Raw genomic sequence first — 15,332 nt, 5'->3', positions numbered from 1 at the left:
GTTCCTTCTGTTTTTTATTCGGCCTGGATGCCGGCATCCTTCACCAGCCGCGACCATTTCTGCAATTCCGCCACCACGAACTGGCCCAGTTCGCCCGGCGTGCTGCCGAACGGTTCGAAGCCGAAAGCGTGGAATTGCGGCGCGTATTGCTTGTTGGACGCAATCGCAACCAGCTCGTGGTTCAGGCGCTCGACCACCGGTGCGGGCGTGCCGGCCGGCGCAAACACCCCATTCCACGACGTAATGTCAAAGCCCTTGAATTCCGGCTCGCTCGCCAGCGGCGGCAAGTCAGGCAGCAGCGCGCTGCGCTGCGCGGTGGTCACGGCCAGCGCATGCAGCTTGCCGGCCCTGACGTTGGCGATGCCGGCCGCGAAGTCAACGAACATCACCTGCACTTGCCCGCCGATCACGTCGGTCATGGCCGGAGGCGTGCTCTTGTACGGCACGTGCAGCATCTTCAGCCCGGCCATCTTCGACATCGTCGCGCCAGCCACGATGCCGGTGCTGTTGCCGCTCGCATACGACATGCCCGGGTGCGCCTTGGCATAGGCGACGAATTCCGGCAGCGTCTTGACCGGCAGCGACGGGCTGACCACCAGCATGAACGGCAGGTTGCCCATGCGCGAGACCGGCGTGAAATCCTTCACCGGGTCATAGCGCAGTTGCTTCATCAGCGACGGGTTGGCCGAATGCGTGGTGTTGGTGGTCATGAACAGCGTGTAGCCGTCCGCCGGCGCCTTGGCCACGAACTCCGCGGCAATGGTGCCGTTGGCGCCGGGCCGGTTGTCGACCACCACCGGCTGCTTGAGTGCTTCGCCAAGGTACTTGGCCGTCAGGCGCGCGACGGCATCCGTGCCGCTGCCCGCGGCAAACGGCACCACCAGCCGCAGCGGCTTGGACGGGAATGGATCGGCCGCGCCCGCCGGGGAAATCATCGCCATGGCGGCACCACAGCCCACCGCCAGGGTGAGCAAAGCCTGTTTTGCGAACTTCACGATGCTGGTCTCCTGTTTTCAGCGTGTCCGTGCCGGTCTGTGGCGCCGGCTGCCGGACGGGTAAATCGGAAGCTGGGCGCGCGGCGCTATGCGGGCCGCACGACGCGCTCCGGGGATTCTTCGTAAGGCGGGGAATAGATCACGAGGATCTTGGCGGGCTTGTCGCTCACGACGGTGAAGATGTGCATGGTGTCCGGCGGGAAAAAGCAGCAATCGCCCGGCCCCATCTCCTTGCGCTGGCCGCCGACTTCCGCAATGGCGCGGCCTTCCAGCACGTAGACGACCTGCTCGATGCCGGGGTGCGCGTGCGGCAGTGCGCCCTTGCCTTGCTCGATCGTGCCGTGCAGCACTTCCAGGTGGCGCGCGCCGACCGTCTCGGGGGAAATAAGACGTCGGTTGAGCGTGCCGGTGTGGTTGGCCGGGTGATAGCCCGGGGTGTCCTCGGTGGAAACGAAGTAGACGGGAGGCTGCGGCATGTTGCGTGTCTCTAATTCATTTCTGTGAATTTAAGTTTATCACCATGAATTTACGAGGCAAGCCCGATGGGGCCCGATATCGGGTTTACACCGGTGCCGGATACTGCGCTCAGTTCTCCAGCGCCATGGCGACCAGCTGCCGCAGCCGCGGCACCACGTCGGTCTCGAACCATGGGTTGCGCCGCAGCCAGAGCCGGTTGCGCGGGCTCGGGTGCGGCAAGGGCAGGAATTGCGGCAAGTAATCGGCGTAGGCCGCGACCGTTTCGGTCAGCGTCGGCCTGGCGTTGTCCCGCAGGTAATACGCCTGTGCGTAGCGGCCGATCAGAAGTGTCAGCCGGATATGCGGCAGGGTCGCAAGCAACTGCGCATGCCAGAGCGGCGCGCACTCGGGCCGGGGCGGCAGGTCGCCACTGGCGCCCTTGCCGGGGTAGCAGAACCCCATCGGCACGATCGCCACCCGGCTGGCGTCATAGAACTCGTCGCGCGTCATGTTCAGCCACGCGCGCAACTGGTCGCCGGACGGATCGTTCCATGGGATGCCGGTTTCATGCACGCGCCGTCCGGGCGCCTGGCCGACGATCAGCACGCGCGCGCTGGCGGCGGCACGCACCACCGGGCGCGGTCCGAACGGCAAGTCGCAGGCGCGGCAGCCGGTGATGTCGTTGAGGAGGATGTCGAGCGGGGAACGGGGGTTGGCAGGCAATGTGGCGCGGCGGGGTTTCGGTCGGGAGTTTCAGTGTAGTCCCGCACCTGCGCCCACCACCGATCCGAAGGGACGGTCTCCGATGATCGTTGCGCGGTCCATCCGCCGGTGGCACGGCGGATAGTCCATGACGGCGTAATGCTGGGTCGACCGGTTGTCCCAGATCGCCACGCTGTTCTTCTTCCAGCGCCAGCGGACCTGGTACTCGGGGATGTATGCCTGCGTCACGAGGTAGCGCAGCAGGTCGGCGCCGCCGGGGTTGTGGTCCTGCCCGAAGCGCACGCGTGCCGGCGTGTGGAAGTTGGTGAAGTGCGTGGTGAAGCCATTGACGAACAGCACCTTTTCGCCAGTCTCCGGATGGGTTCGCACCACCGGGTGCTCCGCGTCGGGGAACTGACTCTTCAACGCCAGGCGCTTTTCGATCGGCATGGCGGCGCCAAAACTCGCCTCGATGCTGTGGCGCGCCCGCAGGTCGGCGACCTGCTCCTTGACGTGGGCCGGCAGGTTTTCGTACGCCAGCGCCATGTTGGCCCACATGGTGTCGCCCCCGAAGGGCGGGCACTCCCGGCACCGCAGGACGGCGCCGAGCGGCGGTGCTTCGCGCCAGGTGGCATCCGTGTGCCAGGCGTTCTCGTAACGATCCGGCGGGTTCTCGGGCGTCTTGTAGATCTGCACCAGCCCCGGGTTCTCCGGGTCGCTACCCGTCACGGGGTGATCCTCCAGGTCCCCGAAGCGGCGCGCAAAGGCCACGTGCTGCGCGGCCGTGATGTCCTGGTCGCGCAGGAACAGGACGCGATGCCGGAGCAGCGCTTCGCGGATGCCGGCGAACAGGCCGTCGTCATGGATCGCATCGGCCAGGCTGACCCCAATGAGTTCCGCGCCGATTGCGCAGGTAAGTTGTTCAACTCGCATGGTCGATCGGTGTCATTCCGGCTGGATATGGAAGGTCTTCACGATTCCGGCATTCCGCTCGAAATCGGCGCGCAGATCGTGGCTGAGCTGGCCAATGCTTTGAGGCGGCAGCGGCTCGAACCCGAGCGCGGCAATCCGTTCCTGCACACTGGCCCTCGAGGCTGCCTTGTAGACCGCGGCCTGGATCTTCTCGGTCAGCTCCGCCGGCATCCTGGACGACACGAACACGCCGGACCAGTTGCTGAAGTCGACTTCCGGATAACCGAGCTCGGCGAACGTGGGCACCTGCGGAAGCAGCGGCGACCGCTGCTTCCCTGCCACGGCATAGGCTTTCAGCTTGCCTGCCTTGAGATACGGCAGCGAGGTCACCATGCCGTCATACATCACGGCGATCTGCCCGCCCATCACCTGCGTCAGGGCCGGCGGCGATCCAGGGAACGGAACGTTCTGGAGGTCCATGCCGGCCTTCTGGTTCATGATCATGCCGGCGTACTGCGAAGCCGTGCCCGGGCCATAGGTGGCGAAGCTCAGGGTGCCCCGATGCGCCTTCGCATAGCTGATCAGCCCCGGCAGGTCCTTCGCCGGCAGGCTGGGCGCACTGACGAGCAGCAGCGTCGATCTGGCCACGGCTGCAACCGGTTTCACGTCCTTCATCGGATCGTAGGGCACCTTCATCACGTGCGGGATTTCCGCCAGCACATTGGTCGCCGACACCAGTATGGTCTGCCCGTCGGGCGGCGCCGCCAGCATTGCGCCGATCGCGATGGCGCCGCCGGCTCCGGGCTTGTTGTCGACGATCACCGGCTGCCCCAGGTCCGCCGTGAGTTGCTCGGACAGCATGCGGGCCATCACATCCATCGTGCCGCCGGCCGGTGCGGGCACCAGCACCCGCACCGGTTTGCTGGTCCACGCCATGGCGGCAGGCATGGCAAGCGCCAGGATCGTCGCGGCGGCAACGCGGCGCGCGCGCGGGAAGGCAGGTCGATTCGACATCTCTAGTCTCCGTTTCGGAACTTCCGGCAATGTGCACTTGCCTTGTTGGAAGCAGGCGCCTTGCCAGGTGAGCGAGGCGCCTGCCGGTTGGATTGCGTCAGCACTGCATCCGCTGGAACAGCAGCCTCGCCTTAAGGCACCAGTACCGTCGCGCCGCTCGTCTGCCGGTTCTCCAGCGCGCGATGGGCCTGCGCGGCGTCCTCCAGTGCAAACTGCTGCTTCGGCTCGCTGGTGATCTTTCCGGCCATCACCATGTCGAACACCTCGTTGGCCATGGCGAGCATGTGCGAGCGCGGCGTGGCGTAGTGCACCATGGCCGGACGCGTGACCCACAGCGAGCCTTTCGCCGCAAGCGTGCGGCTGTCGATCTCGACGGGGCCGGAAGTCGTGCCGTTGCTGACCAGCGTGCCGCGCACCTGCAGGCAGGAGAGCGACGCGTCCAGCGTCGACTTGCCGACCGAATCGAACACCACCGGGACCTTCTTGCCGTCGGTGAATTCCATCACGCGCTCGACGATGTTCTCGCGCGAGGTGACGATGACGTGCGAGCAGCCGCTGGCCCTGGCCAGTTCCGCCTTCTCGTCGGTGCTGACCGTGCCGATCATGTTCACGCCAAGCGCGCGTGCCCACTGGCAGGCGATCAGTCCCACGCCGCCGGCCGCGGCGTGATAGAGGATGGTCTCGCCGCCCGTGAGCGGATAGACCTGGCGAAACAGGTATTGCGCCGTCATCCCCTTCATGATGAGCGTGGAGGCAACGCGGTCAGAGACGCCGTCCGGCAGAGGGATCAGCCACTCGGCGGGCATGACGCGCACATCCGAGTAGGCGCCCTGCGGGCCGAGCAGGTAGCCCACGCGGTCGCCCACGCGGACGTCCGTCACGCCCGGCCCCACCGCCTCGACGACACCAACGGCGTCGGAGCCCAGTCCGTTAGGCAGTTCCAGCGGATAGTGGCCAGTGCGGAAATAGATGTCGATGAAGTTGACGGCGATATAGGTATGGCGTACGCGAGCCTGCCCCGGGCCGGGATCGCCCACCTCCACGGACTCAAGCTTGAGGACATCAGCGCTGCCTGTTTCGTGAAATCGAATTGCCTTTGCCATGCTTTGTCTCCTGCAAACTTGGCCGGCTCAGGCGGCGTTGCGCAGCGGCACGTTCTTGACACCAGGCTTGCGGTTCGGCGTCATACCGTTGGCGGCCAGGGTTTCATCGACATCGCTGTACCAGGTACCAATGCGGTAAATTTCACGCGCTTCCTTGCCATTGGCGATTTCGCGGCCCAGTTCCTTGGCGATACGCACGATCTGCTGAATCTGCTGCACCGAGGTGAAGCGATTGCCGTGCTGGTCGATGAGGGTGTCCTCGATGCCGCAGCGCACGTGCATGCCCATTGCCAGCGCCATCGTGTTCCACGGCAGTACGTTCTTGAACAACGACTCGGCGGTGATGGTGCAGCCATCCGGCGCACGCTGGATAAAGTCGAACAGGTTGTACGGATGCGGTCCGTGGTGGCCACCGCCGATGCCGATGCAGGTCAGGTTCAGCGGGCCCTTGTAGAGGCCTCTGCGCACCATGCGGTCCAGCGTTTCGAGCGCATGCATGCCGACCAGCTGGAAGTGCGGCTGGATGCCGGCCTCCTGCAGGCGGCGCAGGTGCTCTTCCGCCCAGGCCGGACCGGCCGGAACGATCATTTCCCGGTACGCGTCGTAGACGGCCGGGTTGGCCATGTGCGTGCTCTCGTAGAACTCCGGATAGATCAACTCCATGATGTTCATCTGGATGGTGTTGAGTGCTACCGTCACCTGGTCCGGCTTGGGGTCGAGGTCTGCCAGCGCGTGACGCGTGTCATCATCGAGCCATTTCGCCGCCTGGCCTTCGTCTTCCGGTGCGAACGAGATCGAGCCGCCGACCTGGATGATCATGTCCGGCACCGCCTTGCGCACGCCGGCGATCAGTTCGTTGAACATGGACAGGCGCTTGGAGCCCTTGCCATCCGGCTCGCGCACGTGCAGGTGCAGCACGCTGGCGCCGGCTTCATAGCAATCCACCGCCTTCTGGATCTGCTCTTCCATGGTCACCGGGATGTCTTCCGGGAAATCCTCAGGCATCCACTCGGGGCCATACGGGGCCACGGTGATGACGACCTTGTCCATGTTTTCCGGGTGCAGCGAATCGTCCAGGAATTGCATTGCTCTTCTCCTTGATAAGGGATTTATTGATTGGCGTTGCAGCGAGTTGCGCCGGCCGGGCCGGATATGTGAATGCCGCCCGTTACGGCGAAGCCGACCAGGAGCTTGTTCCGAGGGGCTGCCATCGGGTTCCGCCGGTCGTCGATTTACGCGATCAGTCTAGTAATCCCGGGGCGGCCGTATCCTCTCATTTCACGACATTCGTGTCTCATTTCGTGACAGAATGTCGAAGCCTTCGGGTTTCCCCGGAATAATGGTTCCGGGGAAACCCGGATAAGGGAGCGGCAATGGGCACACTGATTCGCACTGGCGTACTGACGCACTATTTGAAGGTTGCACAGCAACTGAAGCTGGAACCGCGGCCGTTGCTGCGCAAGCTTGGGTTGAGCAGCGAGATGCTTGCGGATCCGGACCACTGGATTTCAGGAAGTGCGGCCGTGACCTTGCTGGAAGCGTCAGCGCGACTCGCGCAATGCCCGACATTCGGGCTGCGCATGGCCGACCTGTGGCAACTGTCCGACCTCGGTGTCGTCAGCGTGTTGCTCACGCATCAGAAAACGCTGCGGGACGCGCTTGGAACCATGGTTCAGTATCGGCACCTGATGAATGAGTTCCTGGTCATCCGCATCGAGGAAACACGCGGGAAGGTCATCGTGCGGGAGGACGTCGTCGCGGATGAAGCGGGACCGACCGTGCAGTCGGTCGAGCTGGCACTGGGCACGCTTTCACGTCTGTGCAGCACCCTGATCGGCACGTCCTGGCAACCGATTGGCGTTCATTTCACCCATGACGCTCCCGATGATCTGCGGCTGCACCGCCGCATCTTCGGGGGAAAGCTTGAGTTCGCAAGCGCTTTCAACGGCCTGCTCTGCCGCGCTGCCGACCTGGACTTGCCCAATCCCATTGCCGACCCTGTCATGGCACGCCATGCGCAACGCCTGCTTGCAGGTCTGCCAGGGGCCAACGAGCCGTCAATCGTGCTCGAGGTACGCAAGGCAATCTACCTGATGCTGCCGGCAGGGCGCGCGACGATCGAGCAGGTTGCCCAGGGCCTGGGGATGAACGTGCGTACCCTGCAGCGCCAGCTCGAAGGCGCCGGGAAGGTCTTCTCGGACATGGTCACCGGCGTGCGGCGCGATCTCGTTATCCACTACATGGAAAACCGAAGCGACTCGCTCGGACGCATTGCCGAATCGCTTGGCTACTCCACTTATGGCTCGTTCGTGCGCTGGTTCGCTGCGCAGTTCGAGATGACGCCGACGCAGTGGCGCAACAGCAGGCCGGCAAGAACGAAGTGAGCTGCAAGCCCTGGCTGGCGCGCCCTTCCCGCGCCGCGCTCAGAGCTCAAGCACGATCTTGCCGAAATGCCGCTGTGCCGCCTGGTAGCGAAACGCCTCGGCGATCTCATGCAGCGGAAACTGGCGGTCGATGACAGGCCGGATGCCCGTGGCGTTCAGCGCCCGCACCATGTCGAGCTGGTGGCGGCGGCTGCCGACAAGCAGGCCCGTGATCCGCAACTGCTTGCGCAGGATCATCCTGACGTTGAACGGCGAATCCGCGCCCGACAGGACGCCGATGATGGCCACGTGCCCGCCCGTACGTACCGCGGTGACCGACTGTTCCAGAGTCGCAGCACCACCCACTTCAATGACGTGGTCCACGCCGGCGCCGCCGGTCAGCGCACGTACCGTCTCGCCCCACGCGGGGTCGTCGCGGTAGTTGATCACATGGTCCGCGCCAAGACTGCGCAGGCGTGCAAGCTTGTCGTCCGAGCCGGAGGTCGCAATCACGCAGGCACCTGCGGCCTTGGCAAACTGGAGCGCGAAGATCGACACGCCACCGGTACCGAGGACCAGCACGGTTTCTCCGGGCTTGAGCGCGCCGTCAACGAACAGTGCGCGCCAGGCAGTCAGTCCCGCAGTCGTCAGCGTCGCAGCCTCGGCATGGCTATAGCCAGCGGGCGCATGCGTGAAAGCGGTTGCGGGCAACGTCACGATGTCCCGTGCAAAGCCGTCGATGCCATCACCGGGAACGGTGGCAAAGTCGGACAGGGAAGGCTCACCATCGAGCCATGTCGGGAAGAACGTGCTGACCACGCGGTCGCCCGTCGAGAATCCCTTCACGCCTGCGCCCACTTCCGTGATGACCCCTGCGCCATCCGACATCGGAATGCGCCGCACGTCCCCGACTCCGCGGCTGACGACGCCAAAGTCGTGATAGTTCAGCGAGCTTGCGTGAATACGCACCGTGACTTCGCCAGTTCCAGGCGGCTGCGCTGCGGCGGTTCCCAGGACCAGGCGGTCAAGCCCTCCAGGTGGATCGAGGTAAACGGCTTTCATGACGGTCAACGTTGTTTCCTCCGCAGGCTTTCACAACGGAACCTGCTTGCTCGTAACGGCTCATGAGTATGGGCGAAGATGCGGCTCGCCGTTTGACAACTCGGGACCGCCGCTTGATGCGTTGGGACACCCCAGGGGAAACCCCGACACCGAGGCTTCTGGCGCACCGGCCCGTCAACTCAGTGAAAATCACGACTCCCCACCATCAACCGCCCCAGCATCGGACTCAGATCGATCAGCTCCTGCGCCACCAGATGACGCACCTCGCCCTGCCGCTGCCAGATGCCGACCACGCCCAGCAGCGTCGCCCCAAGCACTTCCTTGCGCTGCCGCTCGATCAGGTCGGGCCAGTAGATCAGGTTGACGGTGCCGGTTTCATCCTCGATGGTGGCGAAGATGGTGCCGCTGGCCGTGGCGGGCCGCTGCCGCACGGTGACGATGCCGCAGGTGCGCACGCGCCGGCCATTGCGGCAGTGGGACAGCTGCTCGGCCGTGGCGTAGTCCATGGCATCGAGCTTCGCTCGCAGCAGCGCAAGCGGATGGGACTTGAGCGACAGCCCCGTGGTGGCATAGTCGGCGGCCACCTCTTCACCGAGCCGGGGCGCCGGCAGCGACAACTGCTGCTCGATCAGCGGCGCTTCATGGAGCAAGTCCCGATGCGCCACCTGCAGCGCCGCGGCGCTGGCCTGCCAGCGGGCCTGGCGCCGGTTGCCGGCCAGTGCCGAGAGCGCGTCGGAGGCAGCGAGGACATCGATATCGTGCCGGTCCAGCCGGGCGCGCAGGGCCAGGTCTTCCACGCTGTCGAACCGGCGTTGCGCACGCGCGGCCTCGATGCGCAGCGCGGCGTCTTCGCGCATGCCCTTGACGCGGTTCATGCCCAGGCGCACCGGCGGCTTGCCGGCGCCGGTCTGGCCGGGCGCGGGTTCCAGCGTGCTGTCCCAGTTGCTGACCGTGACATCGACCGGCAATGCCACCACGCCATGACGCGCGGCATCCTGCACGAGTTGCGACGGCGAATAGAAGCCCATTGGCTGGCTGTTCAGCAGCGCGCACAGGAACGCCGACGGATGGTGGCGCTTGAGCCACGCGCTGATATAGACCAGCTTGGCGAAACTTGCCGCATGGCTTTCCGGAAAGCCGTATTCGCCAAACCCCTCGATCTGCTTGCAGATGCCCAGTGCGAAGGACATCGGGTAGCCGTGCCCGGTCAGGCCCTTGATCAGCGCCTCCTGATGACGGCCCAGGTCGCCGCGGCGGCGCCAGGCAGCCATCGAACGGCGCAGCTGGTCGGCCTCACCAGGCGTGAAACCCGCCCCGTCGATGGCCAGCTGCATCACCTGTTCCTGGAAGATCGGAATGCCCAGCGTGCGGCCCAGCACCTTCTCGATCACGTCGTCATAGTAGGCCGGCGGCTTCTTCGTGCGGCGAAACGCTTCACGCCGCTTCAGGTACGGATGAACCATGCCGCCCTGGATCGGGCCCGGACGCACGATGGCCACCTCCACCACCAGGTCGTAATAGGTGCGCGGCTGCAGGCGCGGCAGCATCGATTGCTGGGCGCGCGATTCGATCTGGAACACGCCGACGGTGTCGGCGCGGCAGATCATCTCGTAGGTGGCCTTGTCTTCCTTCGGGATATCTTCCATCCGCGCCGGCACGCCGGCGCGGGCCAGGTTTTCGTCCGGATTCGGAATCATGGCCAGCCCGCGGCGGATGGCCGACAGCATGCCCAGCGCGAGCACGTCCACCTTGAGCAGGCCCAGCGATTCCAGGTCGTCCTTGTCCCACTGGATCACGCTGCGCTCGGCCATGGCCGCGTTCTCGATCGGCACCAGCCGGGACAGCTTGTCGCGCGCCATCACGAAGCCGCCCACGTGCTGCGACAGGTGGCGCGGAAAGCCATGCAGTTGCGTCGTCAGGCTGGCCCACTGCTGCACCGCCGGCGATTCGCGATCCAGCCCATAGCGGCCGATCCGATCCAGGAAGCCCTGCCCGCTTTCCCACCACGCCTGGCCCTTGACCACCTGCTCCACCACGCTGGCATCGATGCCCAGCGCGCGCCCGACGTCGCGCAGCGCGCTGCGCGAGCGGTAGGTGATCAGCGACGCGGCCAGCGCGGTGCGGTCGCGGCCGTACTTGCCGTAGATGTACTGGATGATCTCTTCGCGCCGCTGGTGCTCGAAGTCGACGTCGATATCGGGCGGCTCGTCACGTTCGCGCGAAAGAAAGCGGCCGAACAGCAGGTTGGCCTGCTCGGGGCTGACCTCGGTGATGTAAAGGCAGTAGCAGACCAGTGAATTCGCCGCGGAGCCGCGGCCCTGGCACAGGATGCCCAGCCTGCGCGCCTCGCGCACGATGTCATGCACGGTGAGGAAGAAATGCTCATATTTCATTTCCTCGATCAGCTTCAGTTCGTTTTCGAGCTGTTCCTCCCACTCCGGCTTCAGCCCGTTGGGGAAGCGCACGCGCTTGCCGGCCTCCACTTCCTTGCGCAGGTAGCTGATCGGCGTCTCGCCTTCGGGCACCAGTTCCTGAGGGTACTCATAGCGCAGCGAATCGAGCGAGAAATCGCACAGTGCGGCAAGCTTCAGCGTCTGCGCCAGCGCCTCGCGCGGATACAGGCGCGACAGCACCTGGCGCATGCGCAGATGCTGCTCCGCATTGGGCGCGAGCGCCATGCCGCATTCGGGCAGCGGCTTGCCCAGCCGGATCGCGGTCAGCACATCGGACAGCGGCTTGCGCGAACGCACGTGCATGGTCACCGCGCCCGATGCCACCAGCGGCACGCCGGACTGCGCGGAAGCCGCCTCGATGCGGCTGCGATGGAGCGCATCGGCATGGCCTTGCAGCTGCTCCAGCGCGATCCATGCGCGCTCGCCAAAGACCTCGCGGCACCATTGCGCCTGCGCCAGCAAATGCGTCGGATCGGGGCAGTAGTCGGGCAGCAGCACGGCCAGGCAACCCGGCATGCCGCGCAGGTGCTCCAGCTTTTCGCCTGGCGCGGACAGGTCTTCCGGATGCAGCCGGTAGCTGCCCTTCTGCGCGCGCATGCGGCCCAGCGTGATCAGCTCGCACAGGTTGCCGAAGCCTTCGCGATGCTGCGCAATCAGGACCAGCCGCAGCGGCGGCCGTTCGTCCGCGCCCCATGGCGCGGTCAGGCTGAAGCGGCTGCCGATCAGCAACCGGAAGGCATTGGCGGCGGCGGCGTGTTCCTTCAGCGCGTTGAGTTCGCCGTCGTCCTGCGCGTCGCCGGCGGCCTCGCAACGTTCGACTGCTTCGTGCAGTTGCTTGCGCAGTGTCTTGATGGCGTCATGCGCACGCGCGGTGCCGGCCACCGAGCATTCGTCGGTCAGCGCGATGCCGCGGTAGCCGAGCTGGAAGGCGCGCTCGACCAGTTCGACCGGATGCGACGCGCCGCTGAGGAACGTGAAATTGGAGATGCAGTGCAGTTCCGCGTAATCGGGCAGCGTGGGCAGCCATGCGGACAGCTCGGGTACGCTCATGCGAACAACCCATGCAGGAACCAGCGGTACTCGCCGCCATCCTCCTGGCCGTCGCGTCCCGGATGGCCGGGGCGCTCGCGATAGACCCAGCAACGCAGGCCGTCGGCGCGCTCGGCGATGAAATAGTCGCGCGTGGCCAGCGCGCCGTCCCACCAGCCGGCTTCGATGCGCTCCGGCCGGGTCAGCATGGATAGCGGCCCGCCGTGGTTCGGACGGTGGTTGCGCACCGGCAGCGGCTGCGGTTGCGGCAACAGCCACAGCGGGCGCTCCGGCCATGGCGGCAGCGGCGCGTCCGCCGGCTTGCCGGCGGCCTCGTCGAGCGGGCGCCAGCGGTTAGCGCACTCGGGCCGGTGGTCGGCCAGTGGCTGCGGCTGCAGCACGTTGTCGCGGCCCAGGCGGGCCACCAGCGTGTCGAGCACGCGGCCGAGTTCGGCCGGCGTGCCGCCGGGCTCGGGGAACAGCGCGTCGCTTTGCGGCAGGTACTCGGCCATGGCTTCCACGCGCAGCGCCAGGCCTGTTACCGGGGCATGGAAATTCAGCTTGTCGAGCTTTTCGCGCAGCAGGCGCGACAGGTGCGCCGGATCGCGGCTGGGCTGGGCCAGGCCCACCATCACGGGCGTGCCCACGGTATCGGCGCCGAGCCGGTAGCGCTCATGTTCGAGCACCAGCACGCAGCGCGTCACGCCGGCCTGCTGCACCACCAGCCAGCCGGCCAGCGCCAGCAGCAGGCGCTGCGCGCCGGCCAGCACGCCTTCGGCCGATTCGATGCGCCCCGGCAGGTCCATGCGCTGCGCGAACGCGGGCGGCGCGGCGAACCAGGTGAAGCTGGCCGTGGCGTCGCCATAGGCCTGGTCCAGCCGGGCCAGCAATTGCGGGCCCAGCCGGCGTGACAAGCCGGCGCGCGGCAGGCGCCGCACCTCGCCCAGCGTGCGGCAGCCGATGCCGTCGAGCCAGGCCGGATCCGCCAGCAGGCGCAGCGCCTCGACCGGCAAGCGATCCAGCAGGCGCCCCATGCGCGCGGCCTGCACTGCCCGCCGCGCCGGCCGCACGATGCCGCGTCGGGTGCGGCGCATGGGCTGGCGCGCGAGCCATGCCGCGCCATGGGCCGTGGCCCCGCTGCCCACCTGCGCGAACGTGCCGAGCTGCCGCACGCACGCGCGCACCGCCCGGCACAGCGCGCGGTGGCCGCCGAACAGGCGCAGGCTGGCGCTGACGTCGAGCATCAGCGTGGCCGCTTCCGGGTCTTCATCGAACGTGACGAGCGGCGTGAAATGCAGCAGCGCCAGCGCCGCCGCGTGCAGCAGCCCGGCTTCGGCGGCCGGGTTGCGCTCCAGTTGCACCACCTCGGCCGAGAGCGCCTGCACGCCGCCGCGCCGCATGCCGAAACTCACGCCCAGCGCCATGGCCGGGGCGTTGGCCAGCATCACGCGCTCGCGCTCCATCACCACCACCGGCAGGGCATGGTGCAACGTGCCGAGGGGGGAGGAAGGCGTGGAGGAAGGCGCCGTGGCCAACTCAGGCCAGCTCGGCTGCAGCGCGTCCAGCGACAGGCGCGGCAGATGCACCGCGATCCAGTACGACATGGGCGGAACCTCCCGCAACAACAGGTGAAACATTTGGGGCCGGCGTGGCATGGCCGCCGCGGCGGGCGCCCTCCAGGCCATCCAGCCGCAAGCGCAGCGGTGCTTCGCGCACCGGGCCGCGCCGCTTGTGGAAAACGATGGACAGTTCGTTGCCCGGCAACGGCGACAGCAGCAAGCGCAGCACGGCCGGCGACGACTCGCGCAGTGCCGCGGCCGGGCGCATGGCCCACACCGCGGCGTCGCCGGCCTGTGCCAGCACTTGCAGGCGGCGCATCGCCTCGGGCCGCGCGGCCGGCAGCCACACCAGCACTGCGCCGAACGCCTGGCTGCGCAGCATCTGTTCGGCTGCCCACAGCACATCGGCCTGCTGCGCGTGCTTGCCGGCGCCAGCGGCCGGGCGCACCCAGTAGAGCTGGCGTGCCGGCAAACCCGCCGCGGCCAGCCCCAATGCATTGGGCAGGTAAGGCGGCCCCACCAGCCCGATGCGCCGCCCCGCCGCCGCCAGTGCCCGCAGCGCCGGCAGGAGCAGGCGCAACTCGCCCGACCCGCCCTGCGTGGTCAGCAACTCCGTCACCCCGCCCACCGGCCAGCCGCCGCCGGGCAGTTCCGCCGCCAGCCCGGCATAGCCGGCCGGCCACACCGGCTGGCTGCCGGCGCGGCCAAGCTGGCCGGCGCGCCACAAGCTGGGGTAACGATGCTCGAGCGCCGCCATGGCCTCCTCCCGGCTTGGCGGGGGCTGCTGGTCAGGCGAAGGGAAAGCGGGAGCCTCCGCGGCGGGGGCTGCGGGTGCGGTCATGGGGATGTTTGGGTTTCGCCTGGAGGGGCGGTGGTGATTTTTACGATAACTGTATATTTATACAGTATTCGCAGGAACGCAAGGGGCTACGTGGAATGTGACGGGGTCGGACTTTCGAGGGGCATCGGCGGGGGCTTCTGGTTATGACAGGCCCGTCGCTCTTGACGCCGGCGTAGCCGGCGAAACAGCAGTGCCTGCCAAGAGCGACGCCCCAGTCATAACCAGAGAACCTCTCCCCTCTCACTTCTCCGGCATCGCCGAAGAATGATGACTCGTAATCAGCCACTGCGATCCGTCCCAGCGATAGGTATAGGTATATCGCGCCTTAACAACAGCCCCCGTCCGCGCAAACGTAAACGTATAAAGCCCCGCATCCACCGCCGAATTGCACCCCAGCTCGATCCGCCGGAAATCGATCCTCCCCGAAGGCCGGTCCTGCAGGAAATGCTGGAAGTAATCTTCCCGCTCCGCCACCGTCAGCCGGGGCTTGTTGGATACCGTCGCCAGCAGAATCGACCGTTCCGCATAATTGGCCGCGACCTTGCGCGGATCTCCCGTCTGCAGCGACTGGTTCCACCGGTCGAACAACGCCGCGATCTCCTGTTCCGAGGTCGCCTTGCAGCTTGCCGCGGGCGCTCCCTGCGCGTTGCCCTGCGTACCCTGATTCATGGCGCACCCTGCGAGCGCGGCCGCCAGCACTGCAATGGGAATCAGCTTCATGGCAACGTTCTCCGTTTGGTATCCGGCGCCTGACCCAGGCTCACCGCATCAAAAGTATGGAACATCCCGCCAGCAAGTGTTAGGCCTATCCGGCGGGCCTGTCCGGCGAGCACCATCGCCGCG

The 15,332-nt window shown here is 66.6% G+C and carries 13 protein-coding genes; 1 reads left to right on the top strand and 12 read right to left on the bottom strand.

The features are described from left to right. Positions 1 to 14: 14 nt before the first annotated feature. The 7 genes from AC3FKG_RS13200 to AC3FKG_RS13170 all read right to left on the bottom strand — a co-directional run bounded on the left by AC3FKG_RS13200 (position 15) and on the right by AC3FKG_RS13170 (position 6,268). Positions 15 to 995 carry a Bug family tripartite tricarboxylate transporter substrate binding protein gene (locus AC3FKG_RS13200; protein WP_483713964.1) on the bottom strand — a complete coding sequence of 327 codons (981 nt, stop codon included), beginning with the start codon at positions 993 to 995 and terminating at the stop codon, positions 15 to 17. A gap of 86 nt (positions 996 to 1,081) precedes the next feature. After that, a complete protein-coding gene (locus AC3FKG_RS13195) occupies positions 1,082 to 1,471 on the bottom strand; it encodes a cupin domain-containing protein (RefSeq protein ID WP_488743301.1) in 390 nt (129 codons plus the stop codon). A gap of 109 nt (positions 1,472 to 1,580) precedes the next feature. Then, entirely contained in the window at positions 1,581 to 2,174 is a 594-nt protein-coding gene (locus tag AC3FKG_RS13190) for a uracil-DNA glycosylase family protein (RefSeq protein WP_488743300.1), read from the bottom strand. A gap of 30 nt (positions 2,175 to 2,204) precedes the next feature. Beyond that, on the bottom strand, positions 2,205 to 3,086 hold the full coding sequence (locus AC3FKG_RS13185; RefSeq protein WP_483713960.1) for a TauD/TfdA dioxygenase family protein: 882 nt from the start codon (positions 3,084 to 3,086) through the stop codon (positions 2,205 to 2,207). 12 nt (positions 3,087 to 3,098) lie between these two features. Next, entirely contained in the window at positions 3,099 to 4,079 is a 981-nt protein-coding gene (locus AC3FKG_RS13180; RefSeq protein ID WP_483713959.1) for a tripartite tricarboxylate transporter substrate binding protein, read from the bottom strand. Between the two features lie 131 nt (positions 4,080 to 4,210). Next, positions 4,211 to 5,182 carry a quinone oxidoreductase family protein gene (locus AC3FKG_RS13175; RefSeq protein WP_488743299.1) on the bottom strand — a complete coding sequence of 324 codons (972 nt, stop codon included), beginning with the start codon at positions 5,180 to 5,182 and terminating at the stop codon, positions 4,211 to 4,213. Between the two features lie 27 nt (positions 5,183 to 5,209). After that, the gene (locus tag AC3FKG_RS13170) at positions 5,210 to 6,268 is read right to left on the bottom strand and encodes a beta-keto acid cleavage family enzyme (RefSeq protein WP_483713957.1); all 1,059 of its coding nucleotides are present in this window, start codon (positions 6,266 to 6,268) and stop codon (positions 5,210 to 5,212) included. A gap of 287 nt (positions 6,269 to 6,555) precedes the next feature. Between AC3FKG_RS13170 and AC3FKG_RS13165 the strand changes: the two genes are divergently transcribed. Next, the gene (locus AC3FKG_RS13165) at positions 6,556 to 7,566 is read left to right on the top strand and encodes an AraC family transcriptional regulator (protein ID WP_488743298.1); all 1,011 of its coding nucleotides are present in this window, start codon (positions 6,556 to 6,558) and stop codon (positions 7,564 to 7,566) included. Between the two features lie 39 nt (positions 7,567 to 7,605). Here the strand turns inward: AC3FKG_RS13165 and AC3FKG_RS13160 are convergent, their stop codons facing one another. The 5 genes from AC3FKG_RS13160 to AC3FKG_RS13140 form a co-directional block, all read right to left on the bottom strand. After that, positions 7,606 to 8,607 (bottom strand): zinc-dependent alcohol dehydrogenase family protein, encoded by a 1,002-nt coding sequence (locus AC3FKG_RS13160; RefSeq protein WP_488743297.1) that lies wholly within the window; start codon positions 8,605 to 8,607, stop codon positions 7,606 to 7,608. A gap of 179 nt (positions 8,608 to 8,786) precedes the next feature. Then, complete coding sequence (locus AC3FKG_RS13155; protein WP_488743296.1) at positions 8,787 to 12,110, bottom strand: error-prone DNA polymerase; 3,324 nt, start codon at positions 12,108 to 12,110, stop codon at positions 8,787 to 8,789. After that, positions 12,107 to 13,693: a Y-family DNA polymerase gene (locus AC3FKG_RS13150; RefSeq protein ID WP_488743295.1), complete on the bottom strand. Its 1,587-nt coding sequence runs from the start codon at positions 13,691 to 13,693 to the stop codon at positions 12,107 to 12,109. The genes AC3FKG_RS13155 and AC3FKG_RS13150 overlap by 4 nt, the downstream gene beginning before the upstream one ends. Then, the gene (imuA, locus tag AC3FKG_RS13145) at positions 13,626 to 14,489 is read right to left on the bottom strand and encodes a translesion DNA synthesis-associated protein ImuA (RefSeq protein WP_483713952.1); all 864 of its coding nucleotides are present in this window, start codon (positions 14,487 to 14,489) and stop codon (positions 13,626 to 13,628) included. Before imuA ends, AC3FKG_RS13150 begins: the two co-directional genes overlap by 68 nt. 240 nt (positions 14,490 to 14,729) lie before the next feature. Then, on the bottom strand, positions 14,730 to 15,209 hold the full coding sequence (locus AC3FKG_RS13140; RefSeq protein ID WP_483713951.1) for an SgcJ/EcaC family oxidoreductase: 480 nt from the start codon (positions 15,207 to 15,209) through the stop codon (positions 14,730 to 14,732). Positions 15,210 to 15,332 lie beyond the last annotated feature (123 nt).

The sequence above is a fragment of the Cupriavidus sp. 22TCCZM04-2 genome, from assembly GCF_057798895.1.
Note: the sequence above shows the minus strand (reverse complement) of the source record. Positions and strands in the feature narration are given on the sequence as shown.